Below are 25,313 nucleotides of genomic sequence, written 5' to 3'. Positions count from 1 at the left end.
GGTGCGTCGATCAGGCAGCGAGCGGCACGCCGCGCAGCAGCGCGGCGATCACGTCGTCCGCGCTGACCTGTTCGGCTTCGGCGGCGAACGACAGCAGCAGGCGGTGGCGCATCACCGGCTTCGCCAGCGCGACGATGTCCTCGCGCGTCGCCGCCAGACGCCCGTGCAGCAGCGCGCGCGCTTTCGCGGCGAGCACCAGCGACTGTCCGGCGCGCGGGCCAGCGCCCCAGCGCACGTACTTGCGGACTTCCTCCGGCACGCCGTCGCCGGGTCGGCTGGCACGGACCAGCTTCGTGATCCAGCGCAGCAGGTCCTCGCTGACATGCACGTCGCGCACATGCTTCTGCAGCGCCAGCACCGCGTCGCCTTCCATCACCCGCGGCACGTCGCCGCCGGCGCGGCCCGTGGTCTGCGCGAGGATGTCGTGTTCTTCCTGCTCGGTCGGATAATCCACGCGGATGTGCAGCAGGAACCGGTCCAGCTGGGCTTCCGGCAGCGGGTAGGTGCCGGCCTGCTCCAGCGGGTTCTGCGTGGCCAGCACGAAGAACGGGGAGGGCAGTTCATGCGTGGTACCGGCGTAGCTGACGGTGCGTTCCTGCATCGCCTCCAGCAGCGCGGCCTGGGTCTTCGGCGGCGTGCGGTTGAGCTCGTCGGCCAGCAGCAGGTTGGTGAAGATCGGGCCGGGCTGGAAACGGAAATGACGATGGCCCGTGCCGTGGTCTTCTTCCAGCAGCTCGGTGCCCAGGATGTCGCTGGGCATCAGGTCGGGCGTGAACTGCACGCGGCGGAACTGCAGGTGCAGCGCCTGACCCAGCGAACGCACCAGCAGCGTCTTGCCCAGGCCGGGCACGCCTTCCAGCAGGCAGTGGCCGCCGGTCAGCAGGCCGATCAGCAGCTGTTCCACCACATCCTGCTGGCCGACGATGGCCTGGCCGATGGCGGTGCGGAGTTCGCCGAGCTTGGCGAGCTGTTGCTGGAGGTCGGATTCGGTGAGGGGAGCGTTCATGGGAATTCCGTCGTTTCAGGATGACCGGTACCTGCTCAATGCAGGTCGGTGCGGTTGATGAGCAAGGTGTAGACATAGGCCAGCGGCCAGAGGAAGAGGCAGGCGAGTAGCCAGGATCGGCTCCCGTTCCAGTACGCGCGCCGCATGGCGACGAACATCGTGGCGAACGTGGCCAGTGGGACCGCTAGTGTCATCGCCATCTCGATCGGAGACATCTCGCTTCCCGACAACCCACCGTCTGCCATGCGTGGCTGCCCGGATATCGTCCACAGATAGGCGAGCGAGGCGCCCCAGAGCGCCAGCGAAGCAAGCGGTATGGCGTTGTCTCTACTCATGTCGTCAGCGCATAGATCACGAGGTTGACCGCGAACTTGGTGTTGTCCTCGGCCAGGAAGCGCTTGTTGCGCCAGTCGTAGTCCCACTCGCAGCCGTAGTCCTTGTTGCTGTAGAGCACGCCGAGACGGCGGTTGATCTCGATGCCTTGCAGGTATTCGTGCACCAGGTCGTCGCCCCAGCCGTTGAGCTCGAAGCTGGTGGCCGGCGGGCCGTCGAACGTGAAGAACGACGAATAGATCGCATGCGTGTTCGGCAGCTTCTTCATCGCCTTCGCGCCGAAGATGGACGCCATCTGCGCTTCGAACGACTTGGCGAACAGGCCGTCGATGTCGTGGTTGCAGTCGTCCACGAAGACGAAGCCGCCGTTGCGCACGTAACGCTCGAAGTTGCGCCGCTCGGCCGGGTTGAACTCCACCAGCTTGTGCCCGGCCAGGTAGCAGAACGGTGCCGCCAGCATGCGTGGGTCGGACAGCGCCAGCACGTGTTCCTTCGGGTCCACGCGAAGGGTGGTGTAGTCGATCAGCGAGGTAATGAGGTTGGACGGCATGCGCGCGTCCACGTCCCAGTCGCCGGAGTCGTATTTCAGGCGGGTGAACCAGAAGTCATAGCTGCCGGATTGGGCGCGTGCTTGCCTGGGCAATGCCGCCGTCACCATGCCGCCGAGCATCAGGTGAAGGAATTGTGCTCGCGTTAGCCGGGAGTGGAGCAAAGCCGGGAGTCTCTGAGAGCCCCTCTCCGGACGGGAGAGGGTTTGGGGTGAGGGGCGATGGCGTCCTGACGGTTCAGGCATCATGGACTGCGCTCGCCCCTCATCCGCCCTTCGGGCACCTTCTCCCGGGGGAGAAGGAGAAAGCGTTACACCGCGTCCGACAGCGACGTGAAGGTGAAGTCGCGCAGCTTCATCGGCGGGATCATCATCACGAAGCTGGACTCGTCACCGGCCACGCGCACCGGCTTGCCCAGTTCCTCGATGTTGTTGAGCATGATCACCGGCGACTCGTTGAAGCGGAAGTTCTTCACCGGGTGCTTGATCTGCCCGTTCTCGATGTAGAACGTGCCGTCGCGGGTCAGGCCGGTCAGCAGCACGGTCTGCGGATCGACCATGCGGATGTACCAGGTGCGCGTGACCAGGATGCCCTTCTGAGTGCCGGCGACCAGTTCGGCCGTGGACTTGGTGCCGCCGGCCACCAGCAGGTTGCCGGGCGAGCCGATCGCACGCTTGCCCTGCTTCTGGGCCCAGAAGCGCGAGTACTCCAGGTTGACCACCTTGCCGTTCTCGACGATGGCCATCTTCTCGCGCGGCAGGCCTTCGTTGTCCCACGGCATCACTTCCGCGCCGGGGTGCCACGGGTCGGCGCTGATGTTCACGCGTGGGTCGTAGACCTGCTCGCCCAGCTTGTTGCCACCGCCCTTCTTGGACAGAAAGCTGCGGCCTTCATCGGCCTGGCGCGCGTCGAAGAAATTCATCATGAAGGAGATCAGGCCCGCGGCCGCGGCCGGTTCCAGGATGACCGTGTACTTGCCCGGTTCCAGCGCCTTGGCTTCGGCCGATTCGCTGGCCTTGCGCATGGCAGTGCGGATGTCGCTGTCGGCCTTGAAGGTACTCGCGTCCTTCAGGTTGCGGCCCACCCAGCCGGAACCGCGGCCGTCCTCGGTGCGCACCGTGCAGGTGTAGTTGAACGCGGTGGCTCTCTGGTAGCCGAAGTTGCCCTTGCTGTTGGCGAAGGCGACGAAGCTCTGGCCGTCTTCCAGGAAGCCCGCGGCGATCAGCTTCTCGGCCTTGCACGGACCGATCGAGTCGGCGGCCACCTGCGCGCGGAACTCCGGCGTGATGGCGGCGGTGGATTCGCTGAAGGTGGGCGAGGCCTTGTAGGTCTGCTTCTCGACGGCCGGCATGAACTCGGGGTTCTCCGGCGCCAGGCGGGCGAGGTCTTCGGCGCGGCGGACCACGCGCTCCAGCGAGGCGTCGTCGAACTCGTTGATCGTCGCCACGCCGGTGCGCTTCCCGAACGCCACCTGCACGGCCAGGTCGGCATTGCTGACGATGCCGCTGGTCGACACATTGTTGAGAGCGAAGCGGATGTTGCCTTCGATCGAGCCGGTGAGGGAGGCGGTGCACTCATCGGCCTTGGACAGCGCGATGACCTTGTCCAGGATGGCCTTGGCCTGCGCTTCGGTGAGGATGCTCATGTTCTGGTGATCTCCTTAAAGCGCCGGTCAGCCGAGCGAGCGGGCGGTGTTGATGACGTTGATGCCGTTGAAGCGCGCGGTGGACGAACCGTGCGAGACCGCGGACACCTGGCCGGGCTGGCCCTTGCCGTCGAAGAACGAACCGCCCAGGCGGTAGTCGCTTTCGTCGCAGACGGCCGCACAGGCGTTCCAGAATTCCGGCGTGCGGATCTGGTAGGCCACGTCCTCGATCTGCTGGGTGATCTTGCCGTTCTTGATCTCGTAGAACAGCTGGCCGCCGAACTGCGCGTTGTAGCGCTGCTGGTCGATGGAGAACGAACCGTCGCCGATGATGTAGATGCCGTTCTCGACATCCTTGACCATGTCGGCGACCGAGAGCTTCTGCTTGCCTGCCGCCAGCGAGACGTTGGCCATGCGCTGGAACTGCACGCTGCTCCACGAGTCGGCGTAGCAGCAGCCGTCGGATTCGGTCTTGCCCAGGATGTGGGCCTGGTCGCGGATGGTCTGGTAGTCGACCAGCTTGCCGGCGCTCACCAGGTCCCAGCGCTTGGTCTTGACGCCTTCATCGTCGTAGCCGACCGCGCCAAGGCTGCCGGGCTGGGTCTTGTCGGCGAACAGGTTGACCAGCTCGCTGCCGTACTGGAAGCGCTGCTCGCGCTTGTCCAGCGTGGCGAAGCTGGTACCGGCGTAGTTGGCCTCGTAGCCCAGCACGCGATCCAGTTCCAGCGGATGGCCGACGGATTCGTGGATGGTCAGCCAGGTGTGCGACGGGTCCAGCACCAGGTCGTACTTGCCCGGCTTCACCGACGGCGCGGTCAGCTTGGCGCGCGCCTGCTTGGCCGAGGCGATGGCATCCTCCTTCATGTCGTACGACAAGCCGTAGTTGATGACGCCGTTAGGCGTGGCGTACTTCTGCGACGCGTCGCCGTCCAGGTACTCGTAGCCCAGCCCCATCGGCGAGGACAGGCCATCGCGGGTGCGGAACTTGCCGCTGGCCTTGTCGATGGCGGTCACGGTCATCGGTACCCAGATGCGGTGCACGTCCTGGTCGATGTACGAGCCGTCGGTGCTGGCGAAATACTTCTGCTCGTTGACCAGGAACATCATCGAGTTGACGAAGTCCGCGCCGGCGTTGATCGCGGCGGCGTTGACGCCCAGCAGCAGGTCGACCTTGTCCTTGATCGGCACCTCCATGGCGTTCTTCTTGATCGGGGTTTTCCACGCGACCTCGCCGAAGCCCGGCGCCTTGGCCAACTGCACTGGCGCGGTCTGGGTCTTGCTGTTGGCCTTGGCGATGGCGGCCGCCTGGCGCGCGGCAGCGGCCACGCCCTCGGCGGTCAGCGTGTTGGTGGCAGCGAAGCCCCAGGCGCCGTTGGCAATCACGCGGATGCCGGCACCGGTGGACTCGGTGTTCACCACGTTCTGCACCTTGTCCTCGCGCGTGATCACGAACTGGCGCAGGTAGCGGCCGATGCGCACGTCGCAGTAGGTCGCGCCGGCCTGCTTGGCCGCAGCCAGTGCCGCATCGGCAAGGCGCTTCTTGAAGGCCACGTCCAGAGTGGACTGCAGTTGTTCGGCGGCGATCGCCTTGCCGAAAAAGGACGGCACCATCAGGCCGCCTACGCTGAGGCCGGTCAGGGCCAGAAAGTCACGACGTTGCAAGGCTGTTCTCCACCGGTTGGGCCTGCACGGGCAGGCGGGGACTGCGACGGACGCGTTGTGGCCCGCGCCATCCCCGCGCAGGTCGTCCCCGATTCTTGCCTCCGCATGCAGACAGCGTCAAATGACTTTCGGCATAGATGCGACCTTCGTCGGACTCGACGGCGCAGGAAGATACAAGGCAGCGCGCCCCAGGGTAGGGGTCCTTACCGTCATCCCAGCGCACGCTGGGATCCATTGGCTTTTGACTCTCTGTCGGATACGGCGTGAAGAGCAAAGTGGATCCCAGCGCGCGCTGGGATGACGATGGAAGTGCTACCTGCGCGCGCTCCGGGATTGCGGCCGAGGGCTCAACCCAGGCTGCGCGCGGTGTTGATGATGTTGATGCCGTTGAAGCGCGTGGTCGCCGAGCCGTGCGAGACCGCCGACACCTGACTGGGTTGTCCCTTGCCGTCGAAGAACGAACCGCCGAGGCGGAAGTCGCGCGCATCGCAGATCGCCGTGCACGCATTCCAGAATTCGGGCGTGCGGATCTGGTAGGCCGCGTCCTCCACCTGCCGTGTGACCTGCCCGTTCTTGATCTCGAAATAGAGCTGACCGCCAAACTGCGCGTTGTAGCGTTGCTGGTCGATCGAATACGACCCGCGTCCATGGATGTAGAGGCCGCTCTCCACATCCTTCACCATCTCCGCCACCATCAGCGGCGTCTTGCCCGGCGCCAGCGACACATTGGCCATGCGCTGGAACTGCACGCTGCTCCACGAATCGGCGTAGCTGCAGCCGTGCGAGGCGTCCTCGCCGAGGATGTGCACTTCATCGCGGGTCGCCTGGTAGTTCACCAGCACGCCGTCCTTCACCAGGTCCCAGCGTCGCGTCTTCACGCCTTCGTCGTCGTAGCCGACCGCGCCCAGGCTGCGCGGTTCGGTCTTGTCGGCGGTGAAGTTGACGATCGGGCTGCCCCACTGGAACTTCTGTTCGCGCTTGTCCAGCGTGGCGAAGCTGGTACCGGCGTAGTTGGCCTCGTAGCCCAGCACGCGGTCCAGTTCCAGTGGGTGGCCGACGTTCTCGTGGATGGTCAGGAACAGGTTGGACGGGTCCAGCACCAGGTCGTACTTGCCCGGCTTCACCGACGGCGCAGTCAGCTTGGCGCGCGCCTGCTTCGCCGCCGCCACGATATCCTCGCGCAGGTCATACGAGGCGCCGTAGGCCACAACGCCGCCCGGCAGCGCGAACTTGTCGGCGGCGTTGGCATCCAGATACTCGTAGCCCATGCCCATCGGCGCGGACAGGCCGTCGCGGGTCTTGAATTTGCCACTGACCTTGTCCACCACCGTGACGGTGAAGGGCACCCAGATGCGGTGCACGTCCTGGTCGATGTACGACCCGTCGGTGCTGGCGAAGTATTTCTGCTCGTTGATCACGAACATGCGCGATGCCGCGAAACTGGCGCCTGCGGCGAGTGCGGTGGCGTTGGCGCCCAGCAGCAGGTCCACTTTCTCTTTCACCGGCACCGCCATGGCGTTCTTCACGATGGGCGTGCGCCAGGCGACCTCGCCGACACCCTTCAGCGGGGCCAGCTGCACCGGCTTGCCCTGGATGCGCGCATTGGCGCGGGCGATGGCGACCGCCTGTCGTGCCGCGGCCGCCACGCCATCGGGCGTCTGGTCGTGGGTCGCCGCGAAACCCCATGCGCCCTGCGCAATCACGCGCACGCCGACGCCGGAGGATTCGGTGTTCACCACGTTCTGCACCTTGTCCTCGCGGGTGATCAGCGACTGTCGCAGGTAGCGGCCGATACGGACATCGCAATAGCTCGCGCCTGCTGCCGTTGCGGCCGCCAGCGCGGTATCGGCCAGGCGCTTCTTCTTCGCGGCGTCACCGGGTTCCAGCAACGCCTCCGCGGCGATCACGCGCGTGCCGGGCAGGGCCAGTCCGGCGAAGGTCAGTCCGCCCAAGGCGAGGAAGTCGCGTCGTTGCATGTCGGGGTCCGGAAGCGAAAGCCCCCGGACTGTCGTCGGCATGCAGCGCAGCGTCAAGTGACGCCGGTCATGCCGTGCACACGTGGTGCACAATGCGCCTCATCCCGCACAGGAATCGCCCCGTATGAAATCCCGCCCGGTCGCCCGGTCAGAGAACGACGAAGAGCAGCCGCGGCTGGCGGTGCTGATCGATGCCGACAACGCCCAGCCTTCGGTCATCGAAGGGCTGCTCGCGGAAGTGGCCAAGTACGGCGTCGCCAGCGTGAAGCGCATCTACGGCGACTTCACCAGCACGCGCATGACCCAGTGGAAGCAGGCGCTGCTGAAGCACTCGATAAATCCGGTCCAGCAGTTCGCCTACACCAGCGGCAAGAACGCCACCGACAGTTCGCTGATCATCGACGCGATGGACCTGATGTACACGCGACGCTTCGATGGCGTGTGCCTGGTCTCCAGTGACAGCGACTTCACCCGCTTGGCGCAACGACTGCGCGAAGAAGGCCTGACCGTGTACGGCTTCGGCGAACGCAAGACACCGGATGCGTTCGTGCAGGCCTGCGACAAGTTCATCTATGTCGAGGTGCTGCGCAGTGAAGTGCCCGCACCACCGCCGCCACCGGCCAAGCCCGCTAAGAAGGCCGCCAGGCCAGCCGCGAAGAAGCCGGTGCCGCAGGCCGAGCCGACCTCGTCGCCGGTAGCCGACGTCGTCAAGCCGGAATCACTGCCGCTGCGCCTGATCCGCCAGGCCATCGAAGAAGCCAGCGACGACCAGGGCTGGGCCTTCCTCGGCAGCGTCGGCAGCTACCTCAGCAAGGTACGTCCGGACTTCGACACCCGCCTGTACGGACACAAGAAGCTCAGCGACCTGATGAAGGCGCATCCGCGCCATTTCACGGTTGAGGAGCGCGCGGGCGAAGGCGGCGCGAAGCGCTTCTACGTACGTGCAGCGGGCGGATGAGGGCGGAAAAGCCCTTCGCACCTTCCTGCGAACGCAACCAGGGGCCGATCCTCGAGGCGCTCCTGCGTCACTTCGCAGGCACCCACCGTGTGCTGGAAATCGGCAGCGGCACCGGCCAGCATGCGGTCCACTTCGCCGCGGCGATGCCGTGGCTGTCGTGGCAGGCCAGCGATCGCACCGACAACCTGCCGGGCATCGCGCGGTGGCGCGACGATGCTGGCCTGCCCAACACGCCGCCTGCGATTGAGCTGGATGTTGACGGCCCATGGCCCGACGCGACCTTCGATGCCGTCTTCACCGCCAACAGCCTGCACATCATGGGATGGACGCAGGTTCGGGCGTTCTTCGCCGGTATCGCCGCCGTGCTGGAGGGTGGTGGCCTGCTGGTGGTCTACGGTCCGTTCAATTACGGCGGCGATTTCACCAGCGACAGCAACCGCGCGTTCGACCAGTGGCTGAAGGATCGCGATCCCGCCTCGGGCATCCGCGACTTCGAGGCGGTCGATGCGCTGGCGCGCGGCATCGGACTGGTGCTGGTGGAGGACAACGCGATGCCGGCGAACAACCGCTGCCTGGTGTGGCGACGGACAGAGTGACCGACCGGTGAAGAAAACCCCGCCGGAGCGGGGTTTTCATCGTCAGGCCGCCTGCACGATATGCAGCGCCTTCGGGTTGCGCCAGATGCCGAGCAGTTCGGCCTCGCGCGCCTTGGCGGCATGCAGGTGCTTCTCCTTGACGTGGCCGTAGCCGCGGATGTGCTCGGGGATGCTGGCGATCTCGACCGCCAGTTCCAGGCGGTCGGCGTCCAATGCCGCCAGCAGGTCGCTGATCGTCTTCTCGTAGTCGCCGATCAACTGGCGCTCGCTCTTGCGCTCGTCGGTGTAACCGAACACGTCGAACGTGCCGCCGCGCAGGAAGCGCAGCTTCGCTAGCAAGCCGAAGGCCTTGAACATCCACGGACCGTATTCCTTCTTCATCAGGCGGCCCTGCGCGTCCTTCTTGGCGAACAGCGGCGGCGCGAGGTGGAAGTGCACCTCGTAGTCGCCGTCGAACTGCTGCTGCAGACGGCGCTGGAAATCGCCGCTGGTGTACAGGCGCGCCACTTCGTACTCGTCCTTGTACGCCATCAGCTTGAAGAAGTAGCGGGCCACGGCCTCGGTCAAGGCGTTGGAGCCCGGCGCCTTGATGGCCTCGGCCGAGCGCACCTTCGCGACCAGGTCCGTGTAACGGCTCGCGTACGCGGCATCCTGGTACTCGGTGAGGAAGGCCGAACGGCGCGCGATCAGTTCGTCCAGCGAACGCGACAGCCGCAGGTCGTCCAGCGGCAGGAACGCGACGTTGTCGCCGCTGCCACTCGCGCCTTCCGGCAGGCCGCGCAGCTCGCTCTCATTGCCGGGGTTGCGCGGCGCGGCGTTGGCGCCCCACTCGGTGCTTTCCCATTCGCCCGGCGGCAGGATCTGCAGCGTGCCCGGCGTGCGCTCGCTCTCGGTCTGCGTGTTGTGGATCAGTCCGGCGGCTTCCTGCACCGCCTGCGGGTTGACCACGGCCAGTCGGCCCCAGGCGAACGCGGTCTTGTTCATCTCGATGGCGGCGCCATTGAGTTCGACCGCGCGCATGATCGCCTCGAACGAGATCGGCACCAGGCCCTGCTGCCAGGCGTAGCCCAGCATGAAGAGGTTGCTGCCGATCGCGTCGCCGATCAGTGCGGTTGCGATCTGCGTGGCATCGACCAGCATCGGATCACGACCACCGAGGGCGACCTTGACGCCGGCCACGATGTCGGTGGCCGGGAACTGCATGTCCGGATGCGTGGTGAACGTGCCCGGCATCGCCTCGTAGGTGTTCAACACCACCTGCGAGCGCTCGCCGCGCACCTTCGACAGCACCCAGTAGTCGTTGACCACCACCATGTCGCAGCCCAGCACCAGGTCGGCCTCGCCGGCGGCGATGCGCACGGCGTGGATGTCTTCCGGCGTGCGCGCGATGCGGATGTGCGTGGTCACCGCGCCGCCCTTCTGCGCCAGGCCGGTCTGGTCGAGCACGCTGGCGCCCTTGCCTTCCAGATGGCCGGCCATGCCGAGCAGCGCGCCGATGGTCACCACGCCGGTGCCGCCGACGCCGGTGATCAGGATGTTCCAAGGCTGGTCGAGGTCGGACTTGAAGGTCGGCGCCGGCAGCGAAGCGAGCAGGTCTGCCGCATTCGCCTTCTTGCCCTTGCGCGGCGTGCCGCCGTGCACGGTGACGAAGCTGGGGCAGAAGCCGTCGACGCAGCGGAAGTCCTTGTTGCAGTTGGACTGGTCGATCTCGCGCTTGCGGCCGAACTCGGTTTCCTTCGGCAGCACCGACACGCAGAAGCTCTTCACGCCGCAGTCGCCGCAGCCTTCGCAGACCAGCGTGTTGACCATCGTGCGCTTGGCCGGGTCCGGCAGCTTGCCGCGCTTGCGGCGGCGGCGCTTCTCGGTAGCGCAGACCTGGTCGTAGATCAGGATGGAGACGCCCTTCACCTCGCGCAGGCGTCGCTGCACGTCGTCAAGTTCCGCGCGGTCGAAGAACTCTACGCCGCTCGGGAACAGCTCGCGCTTGCTCCACTTGCGCACGTCGTCGCTGACCACCACGATCGTGTCCACGCCCTCGGACCGCATCATGTGCGCGATCTGCGGCACCGACAGCGTGCCGTCCACCGGCTGGCCGCCGGTCATCGCCACGGCGTCGTTGTAGAGGATCTTGTAGGTGATGTTCACCCCGGTGGCGACCGACTGGCGCACCGCCAGCGAGCCGGAGTGGAAGAACGTGCCGTCGCCCAGGTTCTGGAACACGTGCTGCGTCTCGGTGAACGGCGCCTGCCCGGACCAGGTGACGCCTTCGCCGCCCATGTGGGTGAAGGTGTCGGTGTTGCGGTCCATCCACGTGACCATGTAGTGGCAGCCGATGCCGCCGAGCGCGCGCGAGCCTTCCGGCACCACCGTCGAGGTGTTGTGCGGGCAGCCCGAGCAGTAGTGCGGCACGCGCGGGAAGTTCGCGCGCGGCAGCGCCATCTCGGCTTCCTTCTCTTCCATCCAGCGCAGGCGCTGTTCGATGGATTCGGTCGTGAAGAAGCGCTGGATGCGCTTGCCGATCACGCCGGCGATGGTGGCCGGGGTCAGTTCGCCGGTACTCGGCAGGATCCATTCGCCGGCCTCGTCGTACTTGCCGACGATGGAGGGGCGCGTGCCCGCGCTGGCCGGCCAGTTGTAGAAGTACTCCTTCATCTGCCGCTCGATGAAGGCGCGCTTCTCCTCCACCACCACGATGTCTTCCAGTCCCTTGGCGAACTCGGTAATGCCGACCGGTTCCAGCGGCCAAGTCATGCCGACCTTGTAGACGCGGATGCCGATGTCGGCGCAGGCCTGTTCGTCCAAGCCGAGATACTCCAGGGCCTGCAGCACGTCCAGGTAGCTCTTGCCGGTGGTGACGATGCCAAGCCGCGCGCGCGGTGAGTCCAGCACGATCCGGTCCACCTGGTTCGCCCGCGCGAATGCCTGCGCGGCTGCCACCGCATACTTGTGCAGACGCATTTCCTGGTCGAGCGGCGGATTCGGCCAGCGGATGTTGAGCCCGCCCGCCGGCATCGCGAAATCTTCAGGCAGCACGATGCTGCGCGCGAACGGATCCACCTGCACCGAGGCCGACGATTCCACCGTCTCGGCGATCGTCTTGAAGCCGATCCAGCGGCCCGTGTAGCGGCTCATCGCCCAGCCCACCAGCCCCAGGTCGAGGATGTCCTGTACGCCGGCCGGGTTCAGCACCGGCATCATCGCGCTGACGAATTCGTCTTCCGAACCGTGCGGCAGCGTCGAGCTGCGGCAGTTGTGGTCGTCCGCCGCCAACGCGAGCACGCCGCCGAACTTCGAAGTGCCCGCCGCGTTGCCGTGCTTGAATACGTCGCCGCAGCGGTCCACGCCCGGTCCCTTGCCGTACCACATGGAATACACGCCATCGACCTTGGCGCCCGGGAACAGGTTGGTCTGCTGCGTGCCCCACACCATGGTCGCGCCCAGGTCCTCGTTGAGGCCCGGGATGAACTTCACCGCTGCCGCCTCCAGATGCTTGCGCGCCCGCCACAGCTCCAGGTCGAAGCCACCCAGCGGGCTGCCGCGGTAACCGCTGATGAAGCCGGCGGTGTTCAGCCCGGCCGCCTGGTCGCGCAGCCGCTGCATCAGCGGCAGCCGCACCAGCGCCTGCACGCCGCTCAGGTAGATGCGGCCGTCAGTGCGGGTGTATTTGTGCTCCAGCGTGTAATCGCTGTCTATCACCCCGATCTGCGGCGTGTTGGCGGACGAGGGCGAGGTGAGTTCGGCGGTGCTGGTCATGGCGGGCCCAAAGCGGCTGGCGTGGCCCGAAAACCCCTCGGGCATGAAGGCACGCATTGTAACAGCGGCTTTTTCTGTGACGCCGGTCACTCGGCTGTTGTGCGTTGCAGCGGTTAGGATGGCAGTCGGGGGAACACTGTTGTCTGGGGGATGCTGTGAAATCCGGTAAATATCTGCTGCTGGCCGCCGTGCTGGCATTGAGCGTTTTTTCGGCGCAGGCGCAGAACCTGCCGAAGCCGAAGGAGTTCTACTTCGACGAAGACCGCGCGGCGGCACCCGTGGTAGCGATCACCGGCGTGGAGGGCGACGCGTTGATCGACCAGCTGATGAAGGCGCGCGAACGCGGCCGCAAGACGGTGGAAGCCACCGCCCAGCTGGCGCATGTCGCCATTGCGGGCGGCCGTGCCGATCTGGGCGGACAGCTGTATCAGCAGGCGCTGGCCGGTGCACAGGACGGCAGCCATACATGGCGGTCGATCCGCTGGAATTACGGCTGGGATCTCTACCGGCAGGGACAATTCCAGGAGGCGCTGGACCAATGGATCCCGCTGGTGGGCGCTGTAGGCGGGGCCTCGTGGGTGCCGCCCACGCTCGGGCTGGCGCTATGGAAGCTGGGCCGCAAGGACGAAGCCGTGCAGTGGTTCGGCGCCGCCGTGCGCACCGAGCCCACGCAGTGGACCGACGCGCGGAACTTCGCGGCACTGCTGCCGGACTGGCGGCAGGAAGACCGCGACACACTGGCCGAAGTGCTCGGCGCGTGGCAGGTCAATCCGCCGACTTGGCCGTAATGCGTAATATCGGCGGCTGAAGGCGCGCGCGGTGCGCGCCATCGCCCGACGATGATGCGCACTCTCCTGATGTCCTGCCTGGCGACAGCCTTGGCCGCCGCCGCCGTATTGCCTGCTTCCGCCGCCGACCGCATTACCGGGCGCGCGTTCGCCACGCGTTCGGACGTCATCGCACCGCACGCGATGGCCGCCACCTCGCATCCCCTCGCCACGCAGATCGCGCTGGACGTGATGAAGCAGGGCGGCACCGCGATGGACGCTGCCATCGCCGCCAACGCGGCGCTTGGCCTGATGGAACCCACCGGCAACGGCATCGGCGGTGATCTGTTCGCCATCGTCTGGGATCCGAAGACGAAGAAACTGCACGGCTACAACGGCTCGGGCCGCTCGCCGAAGTCGCTGACGCTGGACTACTTCAAGCAGCAGGGCATCACCGACATCCCCGCGCTCGGGCCGCTGCCGGTCAGCGTGCCGGGTGCAGTGGATGGCTGGTTCGCGCTGCACGACCGCTTCGGCAAGCTGCCGATGCGCGACGTGCTGGCGCCGACCATCCGCTATGCGCGCGACGGCCACCCGGTCCACCAGACGATTGCCTACTACTGGGAGCGCTCGGTACCGCGGCTGTCGAAGTTCCCGGGCTTCACCGAGCAATTCACCATCGGCGGACGCGCACCGCGTACCGGCGAGATGTGGAAGAACCCCTATCTTGCCAACACGCTGCAGAAGATCGCCGACGGCGGCCGCGACGCGTTCTACAAGGGCGATATCGCGCGCACCATCGACACGTACTTCAAGGCCAACGGTGGCTTCCTGTCGTATGAAGACATGGCGGCGCATACCGGCGAGTGGGTCGCGCCCGTCAGTACCAACTATCGTGGCTACGACGTGTGGGAACTGCCGCCGAACGGTCAGGGCATCGCTGCGCTGCAGATACTCAACGTGCTGGAAGGCTACGATTTCTCGAAAATCCCGTTTGGCAGCCCCGAACACGTGCACCTGCTGGTGGAGGCCAAGAAGCTGGCCTTCGCCGACCGCGCGCGCTGGTATGCCGACCCCGCTTTCCAGCCAGCACCGGTCGCGCGCCTGATCTCCAAGCCGTATGCGCGTGACCGCGCGAAGCTGATCTCGCCCGACAAGGTGCTGCGCGAAGTGCAACCCGGCACGCCGAAGGAACTGGACGAGGGCGACACCATTTACATGACCGTCGCCGACAAGGACGGGATGATGGTCTCGCTGATCCAGTCCAACTACCGCGGCATGGGCAGTGGCATGGCGCCCACCGGCCTGGGCTTCATCCTGCAGGACCGCGGCGAGATGTTCGTGCTCAACGGCTGCGACGGCGCCACGCCGCATCCCAACTGCTACGCGCCGGGCAAGCGTCCGTTCCAGACCATCATCCCGGCCTTCATCACCCGGGACGGCAAGCCGTGGGTCAGCTTCGGCGTGATGGGCGGCGCCATGCAGCCGCAGGGTCACGTGCAGATCGTGATGAACCTGGTCGACTTCGGCATGACCCTGCAGGAAGCTGGCGATGCGCCGCGCGTGCAGCACGACGGCTCCACAGAACCGGTCGGCAGCGCCACCGCGATGACCGACGGCGGCGTGGTGCAGCTGGAGTCCGGCTTCCCCTACGAAACCGTGCGCGCGCTGATGGACAAGGGCCACCATGTCGAGTGGGCGCTGGGCCCGTACGGCGGCTACCAGGCCATCAAGCGCGACCCTGAAACGGGCGTGTACTACGGCGCCAGCGAGAGCCGCAAGGATGGGCAGGCAGCGGGGTATTGAGGGTCCGCAAACTTTTCACAGGTTGGGGTGACCTGAGTGAGCCCCGACATCGCGGCGACAGAGTTTCTGCGCGTCGGGTTCGCAAGCTCACCCCAACCTCTCGGGAAGAACGCAGCGGAGCCCCCGCGGTCGCCGCACTACGATGCGGTGGGTGAGGTTGCTGTGGGCAGGAGAATGGAATGCGCGTCCGGATCGTGGGAAGACTGACGGTTTCGTTGGCCGGGATACTCGGCGTGATGCCCGCCGCGTTGACCTCCGAGCCCGCGATGCCGTTGCCGTCGGGTACTTATGCCTTCCAGCATCGGTTCGCGGAACACCGCGACCTGCCCAGCATCCGGCTCGAGGCCTGGATCGAGGATGGGCGCATCAGGCTGACCAATCATGATCGCAATGACGTATTCCCCCGGGGCCTGATCGCGGAAGGCATGATCGTGTGGCACGCGGCGAGCAGGCAATGGATCATCGCGGCGCAACCGGAGGACGCGACCGCCATCGATGTGGGTGGCTGCAGTGATGGACCGGAAGTCGTCGATCTGCAGCGCAAGATCTACTGGACATGTTGAGCGCCGTAGCATGGGTTGAGCGAATCGGCTGTCAACCGCGCAGCTGGTCTACCCATCATGTCCACACTCCAATGCATGGCGATGGGTATCGCCCCCGGGTCCACCCATCCTACGGACATCCCATGACCACACTCCCCGCCCTCCCAGAACTTCCCACCGGCCTCTACCGCCACTACAAGGGCAACGACTACGAAGTGGTCGCCGTGGCGCGGCACAGCGAGACGCTGGAGCCGGTGGTGGTGTATCGCGCGCTTTACGGCGAAGGCGGGTTGTGGGTGCGGCCGTATGCGATGTTCTGCGAAGAGGTGCTGGTGGACGGGCGCAGCGTGCGGCGCTTCGCACCGGTTGAATGAGGCGCGCATGACCGCTTACATCGCCCTGCTCCGCGGCATCAACGTCGGCAAGGCCAAGCGCATTGCGATGGCCGACCTGCGCGCGTTGCTGGAGGGCCTCGGCTACACCGACGTCGCCACGCTGCTCAACAGTGGGAACGTCGTCTTCAAGGCAAGCAAGGGTGCACCGAAGAAGTTGGCCACCGATATTTCGGCCGCCATCGCAACGCGACTCGGCATCGCGGTGCCCGTCATCGTGGTGTCGGCCAAGGATCTGGCGTTGATCGCCAAGGAAAACCCGTTTGCCAGCACGGCCGACGATCCCTCACGTCTGCTGGTCGCTTTCGTGGCGGAAGCTGGCGTCCTTGCGACCATGTCGGCGATCGAGCCGCACGTCGTCGCGCCGGAACAGTTCCACGTCGGTGCGCACGCCGCCTACCTGCATTGCGCCAGCGGCATCCTTGAGAGCAAGGCGGCGGAGGTGTTGCTGGGCAAGGCCGGGAAGGCGGCGACCACGCGCAACTGGGCCACCGTGCAGAAGTTGCTGGCGCTGGTGGACGAGGCCGGCACCTGATGTTCTGGCATGGTTTCTTAAGGCACGGGGTGTGGAATTGCGAAGCCGGAACGCATGCCCCATCCATCCATTCGAACAACCGGGGAGGCTGAGTAAATGAAATGGGCGCTCGCAATCTTTCTGCTTCTTTCCTTCCCCGCGTGGGCGAAGGAAGAGTGCTCGGAAATACAGGAAACGGCGATAGGTGCCGCGCTGGACGATACGACTGCTATCTATAACCTGGGCGTAGGATTCTATGTCGGCGCGTGCGTTGAAAAGAGTTACCGGAAGGCGGCATACCTTTGGGAGAAGGCTGCCAACGCCGGTGTCGTGCCCGCCAAGAACAACCTGGGTTACCTGCTCTTCGAAGGACTAGAAGTGAAGCAGGATCATCGGAGAGCCGTTCTACTTTGGACGGAAGCTGCTCGTGCTGGTCACTCGGAGGCCCAAGTGCATCTGGGGAGCGCGATCTTCCATGGCGATGGGACAGAGAAGGATCAGGTGCAGGGGTTGGCGTGGATCCTGTATGCAATCGAATCGGCAAAGCGCAGGCCCGATGATCCGGACGGCGGTGGTGGTGAGGACATCGTCCGTATGGCGGAAGCTCAGAAGGCAGAGATGCTTGCCATTGCACCTGACGTGCTGCCTGCTGCCCAAGCACAGGTCCACCGCATCGTGGTGGACGAGCGATAGCTCGTCCTGATAGGAGACCTGCGTCTGGCTAATGGAGCTTACAGATCAAGCCCCAGCAGCAGCGGATCATGGTCGGAGCTGCGGAACGGCACCGTGGGGTCGCCGTCGGCGTAACCCTGCGCGTCCTGCTCGTCGGCGTTGATGTGCCACTCGGCGGCGCCGCGCAGCTGCTTCGCCAGTGACGGGCTGAGCAGGGCGTGGTCGAGGCGACCGGTGAGGCCGCTGTAAACGTAACTGTAGGGTTGTTCGATGCGGGCCTGCTTGAACGCATCCACCCAGCCGGCATCGTCGCGCAGCCAGCGTACGGGCGCTTCCATCGCGTAGGCGTTGAAGTCGCCGAGCATGACGATGCGGTCGCTGCGAGTGCGGGTGGGATCGGTCTTCAGCCACGCGTCGAGACGCTGTGCCGAATCCAGGCGCAGCGCATTCCAGCAGCCCGCGCCGTCCTTCTGGTCGGCGTCCAGGCCGGTGGCTTCGGAGCAGCCCTTGGACTTCAGATGATTGGCGACCACGACGAAGGGTTTGCCGGTGCCGCGCACGAACGCCTGCGCCAGCGGGCTGCGGCTGCGTTCGCCGAACGGGCCTTCCTGCAGCGTGGCGGGCTTGCCGGTGGGCTTTACCTTGTCGCTGCGGTAGATGATGCCGACGCGGATGGTGTCGGGGCCGGGGCCCTGTTTGGCGTCGACGAAGCGCCACGTGCCACCCTCGGTGTTCAATGCGGCGACCAGCTGCGCGAGGCTGGAGTCGGCGCCGTAGCCGTCGTTCTCCAGTTCCATCAACGCGGCGATGTCGGGGTTCAGGCCGCGGATGGTCGCGGTGAGCTTGGCCAGCTGCGCCGTCAGTTGCCCCGGTGTCTTCGCGCCGCGCTCGGTGGGGAAGCCGCCACCCTTGCCGTCCCCGTTGAACAGGTTTTCCAGATTGAACGCGGCGACGCGCACGTTGCCGGCGACCTGCGGCGCAGCTGGGCGTTCCGGCGCGGCGATCGCCGGTGCGGCGGTGAGCTGCAGGCGCCAGCCACCGAGGCGGGGTTCGACGATGCCCTGCACGCCGGTCAGCACGGTGCCGGTGCGCAGGGGCTGGCCATCCTTCACGTACCAGACGGCGGCGGGATCGCGCTTGGCGCTGCCGTCGTCCAGGACCAGTTTGCGGCGCGCGTTGTCGGCGGCGAGGCGCTTGGCTTCCGCGCTGCCGGGCGTGGCGAGTTCGCTCGGCTGCCACAGGCGACCACCGAAACTGGTGGCGAGTTCGCCGAAGCGCTCCAGCGTATCGGTGCCGGTGAGCGTGAGCGGGGCATCGATGCGGACATGCATGCCTTCCAGTGCTTCCCAGTCGGCGGGCTGCGCGGTCAGCACGGTGATCGGGGCAGCATTGGCCCGGATGGAAAGGACCTCAATCCGGGCTGCGTGCAGCGCGGTCAGCGAGTCGCTGCCACCCGCCTTGCGTTCACCCACGATGCCGCGGATGCGGACGGACTGTCCTACGGCTACCGAAGGTGGCACCGCGCCTCCTTCCACGGCGACGAAGAGCGCGTCGGAGGTCTTGGCGTTGCCGTCGTCGGAGTTCTGCACGAAGAAGCCGCCGAGGCCTTCCAGGAACACGCCGGTGACGATGCCCTGCACGATGACCGTCTGATCTTCGAGCGGACTGCGCGTGCCTTCGCCCTGCACCTGGCCGATGGGAATGACGCGCTCCTTCGGCGCGGCCGCACAGGCCGGCAGCGAGAGGGAGGCGAGCAGGGCGAGCGTAAGCAGCGAGCGGGACGACGTCATCGGTGGGTGACCTGTGGAGCGAGGCGGCAAGGGTAAACGGATTGGGTGACGGAAGGTTTTCCCCTCGCCCCGCGTGCGGGGAGAGGGTGCCCGGCGGGCGGGCGGGTGAGGGGCGACGGCGCCCTGGGGCTCAACATCGTCGTGGCATATCGAACGCGGAGGGAGGACCTGCTCTATCGCAAACTGTCTCCGTTCGCCCCTCATCCGCCTTCGGCACCTTCTCCCCGCAGGCGGGGAGAAGGAAAGCGGTTGAGATCCCACGACACAAACAAAAACGCCGCCCGGAGGCGGCGTTTCGTGGAAGGCGCGAGGCCTTACTTGCTGTTGGACAGCATCCAGTCGACCGTGGCGTGCACCTGCTCGTCGGTGAGGGCCGGGTTGCCGCCCTTCGGGGGCATGATGCCGCCGTCCGGGCCGGTGAAGCCTTCGATGGCGTGCTTGTACAGCGTGTCCACGCCCTTGGCGGCGCGTGCGCCCATGCTGGCGGCGGTCAGCATCGGGGCCTTGCCCACGCCGTTGGTGTGGCAGGCGCCACACAGGTTCTTGTAGATCTCGCCACCATCCAGCGTACCGCCGTAGGCGACCTGCGAGGCGGCGGCGGCCTGCGCGGCGGCCGCGGCGGCAGCCTGGGCAGCAGCACCGGTTTCACCGGCATAGACGGCGCCGGCCGGGGCGATGCGCGCCTCGGTGATCTGCACGGCCTTGGGGTTCACTTCCGGCGGCAGGGTGTCGTGCAGGAAGTACGCACCGACGATCAGGCCACCGGTGACCAGCACCAGGAAGCCGATCACCATCGAGAAATGCTTGAGGAATTCGAGGTCGTAGTTACGCACTTTCCACCTTTGGCAGCACGGCCGTGGGGCCGCGCATGGCTACGAAAACGGGGGCCGACGGACAACGCGCTGCGCGATCCAGGCGGGACCGGGCGCCGGAGCGCCGCGGGCAAGGACGCATTATAAGCAGTGAGGCCGTCTTTGCCTCAACACCGGCGCATCGCGATCACTGCGCCAGATAGACCTGCAATGGCGCGCGCAACACCTGCATCAGCGTACGGATCGGATAGCCGGCGCCCGCGCCGTGGCCCGACAGGGCCTGCTGGAGCACCTGGCGCTTCTCGCCGCCTTCGATGTGCAGGTACAGATGGCCGGCATCGCGCAGCATGGGAAGGGTCAGGGTGATGCGGGGTTCGCCGGCACCGGGTGCGCGCATCGGCAGCACGGCGGCGGTCGTGGCCGGGTCCATCGCGTCGGCGAGGCGGTCGCCGCCGGGGAAGAACGAGGCGGTGTGCCCGTCGCCACCCATGCCCAGCACGACCACGTCCAGCGCCGGCGGCAGGTCGGCGGCGACGTCAGCGAGGGCGTCGTCCGGCGTGGCGGTGGGCCGGTGGAGTGGAACGAAGCGCGCGCTGGCGGCGGCGTTCTGGAGCAGGTGTTCCTTCACCAGGCGGGCGTTGGAGCGCTCGTGTCCGTCGGGTACCCAGCGTTCGTCGACCAGGGTGACGGTGACGTTCGCCCAGTCCAGCGGCTGCCGCGACAGTGCCTGCAGGAAGCGGCGCGGGGTGGTGCCGCCGGACAGGGCGATGCTGGCTTGGCCGCGCTGGGCGAGCGCAGTACGCAGGTCGTCCGTCACCGCCTGGGCAAGCGCGGTCGCGACGGCGTCGCCGTCGGGGAACGGGTGCAGCTGGATCTGCAACGAGAGATCGGTGGGGGGCATGGGGCGACTCGGGAGTGGGGGCTTCCCGGGGGAAGGCCGGCCGGCCGGTGGCCGGAGCTAGGCCCCGCGGGAGCGGGGCCGGCAGCGTCAGACGGTGTCTTCGTGCCAGGTGCGGCCGTCGCGTTCGACCAGGGCCACCGCGGCGCTGGGGCCCCATGAGCCGGCGGTGTAGGGCTTGGGGGCTTCGCGCAGGTTTTCCCAGGCGGCCAGGATCGGGTCGACCCACTTCCAGGCCGCTTCCACTTCGTCGCGGCGCATGAAGAGCGTCTGGTTGCCGCGCACCACATCCATCAGCAGGCGTTCGTAGGCTTCCGGCTGGTGTACGCCGAAGGCTTCGGCGAAGCTCATGTCCAGCGGCACATGCTGCAGGCGCAGGCCGCCGGGCCCCGGGTCCTTGATCATCAGCCACAGCTTGACGCCTTCGTCCGGCTGCAGGCGCAGCACCAGCTTGTTGCCCATCACGGGGCCGGCGCTGTCCTCGAAGATGGAATGCGGCACGTGCTTGAAGGCGATGACGATCTCCGACACGCGCTCGGACAGGCGCTTGCCGGTGCGCAGGTAGAACGGCACGCCAGCCCAGCGCCAGTTGTCCACTTCGGCCTTGATGGCCACGAAGGTCTCGGTGCGCGAATCGTCGCGGCCCAGTTCGTCCAGGTAGCCGGGCACGGCGGCGCCGTTGCTGGCGCCGGCGCGGTACTGGCCACGCACGGTCAGTTGGCCGGCGTCTTCGGCGGTGATCGGGCGCAGCGAGCGCAGCACCTTCAGTTTCTCGTCGCGCACGGCGTCGGCCTGCAGCGCGGCCGGCGGTTCCATCGCCACCATGCACAGCAACTGCAGCAGATGATTCTGCACCATGTCGCGCAGCGCGCCGGAGGTGTCGTAGTAGCCGGCGCGCTTCTCCAGGCCGACGGTCTCGGCCACGGTGATCTGCACGTGGTCGATGCGGCTGGCATTCCACAGCGGCTCGAACAGGATGTTGGCGAAGCGCAGCGCCAGCAGGTTCTGGACGGTCTCTTTGCCCAGGTAGTGGTCGATGCGGAAGATCTGGCTTTCCGCGAACGCGCTGCCGACGGCGTCATTGATGACGGCGGCACTGGCCGAGTCGTGGCCGATGGGTTTCTCGATGACCACGCGGGCGCCGCCGGTGTTCAGGCCGTGCGTGCGCAGGCGGTCGCAGATGTTCACGAACAGCGTGGGGCTGGTGGACAGGTAGAACACGCGGATGCGGTCGCCGGTGGTCTGCAGGCGGGCAGCGAAGTCGTCCCAACCCTCGTCCTTGGTGGCATCTAGGGCCTGATAGCCCAACTTTTCGAGGAACGCCGGCAGCCTGGCCTTCAGCGATTCGTCGTTGCCGCAGGCGCGGGCCAATGCATCACCGACCTTCGCGCGGTACTCCGCATCGCCCTGCTTGTCGCGGGCCACGCCCAGGATGCGGCTGTCTTCGGGGATCTGGCCGTCGGCGTAGCGGCGCAGCAGGCCGGGCAGCAGCTTGCGCAGCGCCAGGTCGCCGGTGCCACCGAAGATGACGAGATCGAAGATATCGACGGGCAGGGTCTTCGCAGTCACGGGGGTGTCTCGGTGCAACGGGAATGAGCAATTACAATACCACCGCGGTACCACGTGACGCCAACAGGTCCGACGTATAAAAGGATTGTTGCGATATTGGTACGGCACTGGTATCTTGATTTTCATGCAAAAGAACCTGCTCGAGGAATACCAGCGGTTGCAGACCGGGGAGTCCACCCGCGCCGTGGCCTACCTGCGCCTGCGCCGCGCGCTGCAGAACCTGATGGACGCGGGCGTGCTGAAGCCGGGGCAGGCGCTTCCCAGCGAGCGCGACCTGGCCCAGTTGCTGGATCTCTCGCGGGTGACCATTCGCAAGGCGCTGGCCGGGCTGATCGAAAGTGGTCTGCTCGTGCAGCGTCAAGGCGCCGGCACGTTCGTGGCCGAGCGCATCCTGCGCCAGTTCTCCCGCCTGACCAGCTTCACCGACGACCTGCGCGAGCGCGGGCTCAATCCGCAGGTGAAGTTCCTGGAGCGCTCGGTGGGTGAAGTGACCCCGGAAGAGTCGATGGCGCTGAACCTGTCACCCGGCAGCGGCGTGGTGCGCATGTACCGCCTGCGCCACGTGGACGGGGCGCCGATCGCCATCGAGCGCACCCTGGTGCCGTATGCGCTGCTGCCCGAGCCGGACAGCGTGACGACCTCCTTGTATGAGGCGCTGGACGCCTATGGCCACCGGCCCAGGCGGGCCCTGCAGCGTCTGCGGGCCGTGGCGCTGGATGAGGAGGCGGCCCGCCACCTCGAACTGCCGGTCGGCGCCCCGGGCCTGCTGGTCGAGCGCCGGGCCTTCCTGGAGGACGGCCGGGTCGTGGAGTCCACCCGGTCCTATTATCGCGGCGATGCCTACGACTTCGTCGCCGAACTGCAGAGCGACTGACGCCTGCCGCAGGCCCTGACGGGCCTGCCCACCCAGATGCCGATCTCCCTGACCTGCCACCTCCTGGGTGGCGGGACGCTTTCGCTTGCACGTCACTCGGGCCCGCCTGCCCGGTTCTCCGACCGGAGGCGTCAAAAAACTGGTGTACGGCACGTGAAAAGTGTGATCATGTATATGAATGTAGTGTTATCCGTCTACAATTTGACGCTAAGATTTCGTAAAGACGTAATCGCCATCACATTTCTGGATCTCGTGTCCTCTCTAGGGCGTGGGCCGCGAATTGTGACGTAGACCCCAAAACCCCGCGGCGAATGGGCGGTGCGGTGAGGGGTGGCAACTTCAAGACAGCCTTGGGGGAGGCAGTCCCCGGCTGGCTCGTCCAGATTCAGCGCAAGGGACTACCGTGCACGGCCTGACCTACTTCTTCAAAGCGGCCCTTCGCCGCCACATGGTGACCACATCGGGTTTGATGTTGGTCACTCTGGCGGCTCTAGCGCCCGCGCATGCGCAGACCTCGGTCCAGAACACCGCTACGGTGGCCCTGCCTCCCGGTTCTCCGGTGGTCGACAGCAACGCAGCGAACAACACCTCTACCGTGACGGTTGGTGTACTTGCGTTGCCCCGCCTGACCCTGGTCAAGCAGGTCGTCAACGACAACGGCGGCACTGCTCCGGCCACAGCGTGGACACTGGTCGCGACGGGGACCTCAAGGACTATTTCAGGCACTACCGGCGCGGCGGCTGTTACCGGCGCAGCGGTCCCCGCAGGGAACTATGCCCTGTCGGAGACAGGCGGACCTACGGCTTACACCGCCAGCACCTGGAGCTGCGTCAAGAATGGTGGCGCAGCAGTATCCGCGAACAGCATCAGCCTGGTCGGCAATGATGTCGCGACCTGCACGATCACCAACAACGACCGTCCCGCGACGCTGACGCTGGTCAAGACGGTGGTCAATGACAATGGCGGCACCGCCACGGTCACCAGCTTCCCGCTGACGGCGACCGGTCCGACGACGATCACCGGCGTGAGCGGCACGGCTGCGGTGACCAACCGATCAGTCAACGCCGGCGTGTACACGCTGTCGGAAGTGACGGCGGCCGGCTACACCGCCGGCGCGTGGAGTTGCACGGCCGGCACCTTGTCGGGCAGCCAGCTGACCCTGGCCAACGGCCAGAGCGCGACCTGCACGATCACCAACAACGACCAGCCCGCGACACTGACGCTGGTCAAGACGGTGGTCAACGACAATGGCGGCACGGCCACGGTGGCGGACTTCCCGCTGACGGCGACCGGTCCGAGGACGATCACCGGCGTGAGCGGCACAGGCGCGGTGACCAACCGGTCGATCAACGCCGGCGTGTACACACTGTCGGAAGTGACGGCGGCCGGCTATACCGCTGGTGCGTGGAGCTGCACGGCCGGCACCCTGTCGGGCAGCCAGCTGACCTTGGTCAATGGCCAGAGCGCGACCTGCACGATCACCAACAACGACCAGGCTGCTCAGCTGACGCTGGTCAAGACGGTGGACAACACCGGCGGCGGAACGGCATCCCCGGCCAGCTGGACCCTGACAGCGACCGGCCCGACGTCCATCAGCGGAGCAGGCGGTGCGACCGGTCAGGTTTCCGCAGGGACCTATACGTTGTCCGAGTCCGGCGGTCCCGCCGACTATGTCGGGAGCAGTTGGAACTGCACGGCCGGCACCCTGTCGGGCAACCAGCTGACATTGGCTAACGGGCAGTCCGCAACTTGCACCATCGTCAACACCTTCCAGCCCGCACCTGCGCTGACGATCGACAAGACGACGACCACGCCGAGCTATGCGGCGGTGGGTGACGTGCTGTCGTACAGCTACCTGGTGACCAACAGCGGCAACACGACGATCACGGCGGCCATCACGGTGACCGACGACCGGATCGCGACGGTGACCTGCCCGGCGCTGCCGGCCGGTGGCCTGGCGCCGACGCAGTCGATCACGTGCACGGCGACGTACACGGTGACGCAGGCGGACCTGGATGCGGGCACGGTGACGAACATCGCCAGCGCCAGCGATGGCACGACGATCTCGCCGCCGGACACGGTGACGGTGACGGCGACGCAGACGCCTGCGCTGACGATCGACAAGACGACGACCACGCCGAGCTATGCGGCGGTGGGTGACGTGCTGTCGTACAGCTACCTGGTGACCAACAGCGGCAAC

At 66.5% G+C, this 25,313-nt stretch carries 21 protein-coding genes; 10 read left to right on the top strand and 11 right to left on the bottom strand.

The features are described from left to right. Positions 1-10 precede the first annotated feature (10 nt). The 6 genes from FB548_RS00425 to FB548_RS00400 form a co-directional block, all read right to left on the bottom strand. Positions 11-1,006, bottom strand: a complete 996-nt coding sequence (locus tag FB548_RS00425; RefSeq protein ID WP_142122814.1) for a MoxR family ATPase — start codon at positions 1,004-1,006, stop codon at positions 11-13. A gap of 35 nt (positions 1,007-1,041) precedes the next feature. Then, positions 1,042-1,341, bottom strand: coding sequence for a hypothetical protein (locus FB548_RS00420; protein ID WP_142122813.1), 300 nt, complete (start codon positions 1,339-1,341; stop codon positions 1,042-1,044). Beyond that, positions 1,338-2,009 (bottom strand): DUF4159 domain-containing protein, encoded by a 672-nt coding sequence (locus FB548_RS00415; protein ID WP_255470243.1) that lies wholly within the window; start codon positions 2,007-2,009, stop codon positions 1,338-1,340. The genes FB548_RS00420 and FB548_RS00415 overlap by 4 nt, the downstream gene beginning before the upstream one ends. Before the next feature lie 188 nt (positions 2,010-2,197). Further along, complete coding sequence (locus tag FB548_RS00410; protein ID WP_142122811.1) at positions 2,198-3,532, bottom strand: TldD/PmbA family protein; 1,335 nt, start codon at positions 3,530-3,532, stop codon at positions 2,198-2,200. 27 nt (positions 3,533-3,559) lie between these two features. Continuing rightward, the gene (locus tag FB548_RS00405; RefSeq protein ID WP_185741920.1) at positions 3,560-5,194 is read right to left on the bottom strand and encodes a TldD/PmbA family protein; all 1,635 of its coding nucleotides are present in this window, start codon (positions 5,192-5,194) and stop codon (positions 3,560-3,562) included. A 347-nt stretch (positions 5,195-5,541) separates the two neighbouring features. Further along, positions 5,542-7,170, bottom strand: coding sequence for a TldD/PmbA family protein (locus tag FB548_RS00400; protein WP_185741919.1), 1,629 nt, complete (start codon positions 7,168-7,170; stop codon positions 5,542-5,544). Between the two features lie 124 nt (positions 7,171-7,294). On the opposite strand from FB548_RS00400, the gene FB548_RS00395 reads away from it, so the two are divergent. Together FB548_RS00395 and FB548_RS00390 are read left to right on the top strand one after the other, a co-directional pair. Further along, positions 7,295-8,128: an NYN domain-containing protein gene (locus FB548_RS00395; protein WP_142122810.1), complete on the top strand. Its 834-nt coding sequence runs from the start codon at positions 7,295-7,297 to the stop codon at positions 8,126-8,128. Beyond that, positions 8,125-8,724 (top strand): DUF938 domain-containing protein, encoded by a 600-nt coding sequence (locus FB548_RS00390; RefSeq protein ID WP_142122809.1) that lies wholly within the window; start codon positions 8,125-8,127, stop codon positions 8,722-8,724. Before FB548_RS00395 ends, FB548_RS00390 begins: the two co-directional genes overlap by 4 nt. Positions 8,725-8,766: 42 nt before the next feature. Here the strand turns inward: FB548_RS00390 and FB548_RS00385 are convergent, their stop codons facing one another. Next, the gene (locus tag FB548_RS00385) at positions 8,767-12,477 is read right to left on the bottom strand and encodes an indolepyruvate ferredoxin oxidoreductase family protein (protein ID WP_142122808.1); all 3,711 of its coding nucleotides are present in this window, start codon (positions 12,475-12,477) and stop codon (positions 8,767-8,769) included. Between the two features lie 155 nt (positions 12,478-12,632). Here FB548_RS00385 and FB548_RS00380 point away from each other — a divergent pair, with 155 nt between their 5' ends. The 6 genes from FB548_RS00380 to FB548_RS00355 all read left to right on the top strand — a co-directional run bounded on the left by FB548_RS00380 (position 12,633) and on the right by FB548_RS00355 (position 17,191). Then, positions 12,633-13,265: a tetratricopeptide repeat protein gene (locus FB548_RS00380; RefSeq protein WP_255470242.1), complete on the top strand. Its 633-nt coding sequence runs from the start codon at positions 12,633-12,635 to the stop codon at positions 13,263-13,265. A 51-nt stretch (positions 13,266-13,316) separates the two neighbouring features. Continuing rightward, entirely contained in the window at positions 13,317-15,050 is a 1,734-nt protein-coding gene (gene ggt, locus FB548_RS00375; RefSeq protein ID WP_142122807.1) for a gamma-glutamyltransferase, read from the top strand. 179 nt (positions 15,051-15,229) lie between these two features. After that, positions 15,230-15,613, top strand: a complete 384-nt coding sequence (locus FB548_RS00370; RefSeq protein WP_142122806.1) for a hypothetical protein — start codon at positions 15,230-15,232, stop codon at positions 15,611-15,613. A 122-nt stretch (positions 15,614-15,735) separates the two neighbouring features. Continuing rightward, positions 15,736-15,966: a DUF1653 domain-containing protein gene (locus tag FB548_RS00365; protein WP_142122805.1), complete on the top strand. Its 231-nt coding sequence runs from the start codon at positions 15,736-15,738 to the stop codon at positions 15,964-15,966. 7 nt (positions 15,967-15,973) lie between these two features. Next, positions 15,974-16,519 (top strand): DUF1697 domain-containing protein, encoded by a 546-nt coding sequence (locus tag FB548_RS00360; protein ID WP_185741918.1) that lies wholly within the window; start codon positions 15,974-15,976, stop codon positions 16,517-16,519. A gap of 96 nt (positions 16,520-16,615) precedes the next feature. Beyond that, entirely contained in the window at positions 16,616-17,191 is a 576-nt protein-coding gene (locus tag FB548_RS00355) for a tetratricopeptide repeat protein (RefSeq protein ID WP_142122803.1), read from the top strand. Between the two features lie 38 nt (positions 17,192-17,229). Here FB548_RS00355 and FB548_RS00350 read toward each other — a convergent pair whose 3' ends face one another. From FB548_RS00350 to zwf, 4 genes are all read right to left on the bottom strand, one after another. After that, positions 17,230-18,960 (bottom strand): ExeM/NucH family extracellular endonuclease, encoded by a 1,731-nt coding sequence (locus FB548_RS00350; protein ID WP_142122802.1) that lies wholly within the window; start codon positions 18,958-18,960, stop codon positions 17,230-17,232. Between the two features lie 314 nt (positions 18,961-19,274). Then, positions 19,275-19,793, bottom strand: a complete 519-nt coding sequence (locus FB548_RS00345) for a c-type cytochrome (RefSeq protein ID WP_142122801.1) — start codon at positions 19,791-19,793, stop codon at positions 19,275-19,277. 166 nt (positions 19,794-19,959) lie between these two features. Next, on the bottom strand, positions 19,960-20,673 hold the full coding sequence (gene pgl / locus FB548_RS00340) for a 6-phosphogluconolactonase (RefSeq protein WP_142122800.1): 714 nt from the start codon (positions 20,671-20,673) through the stop codon (positions 19,960-19,962). Positions 20,674-20,760: 87 nt separating this feature from the next. After that, complete coding sequence (gene zwf, locus FB548_RS00335; RefSeq protein ID WP_255470241.1) at positions 20,761-22,239, bottom strand: glucose-6-phosphate dehydrogenase; 1,479 nt, start codon at positions 22,237-22,239, stop codon at positions 20,761-20,763. Positions 22,240-22,363: 124 nt separating this feature from the next. On the opposite strand from zwf, the gene FB548_RS00330 reads away from it, so the two are divergent. Both FB548_RS00330 and FB548_RS18700 read left to right on the top strand, forming a co-directional pair. Further along, the gene (locus FB548_RS00330) at positions 22,364-23,113 is read left to right on the top strand and encodes a GntR family transcriptional regulator (RefSeq protein WP_142122798.1); all 750 of its coding nucleotides are present in this window, start codon (positions 22,364-22,366) and stop codon (positions 23,111-23,113) included. A 469-nt stretch (positions 23,114-23,582) separates the two neighbouring features. Further along, positions 23,583-25,313, top strand: a 1,731-nt coding sequence (locus FB548_RS18700; RefSeq protein ID WP_185741917.1) for a hypothetical protein, incomplete at its 3' end; no start/stop codon positions are given.

Origin of the sequence: Pseudoxanthomonas sp. 3HH-4 (genome assembly GCF_006716465.1) — a bacterium.
Taxonomy (GTDB): Bacteria; Pseudomonadota; Gammaproteobacteria; order Xanthomonadales; family Xanthomonadaceae; genus Pseudoxanthomonas_A.
The sequence above is the reverse complement of the archived record's forward strand: the minus strand, read 5'-3'. Positions and strand labels throughout refer to the sequence as shown.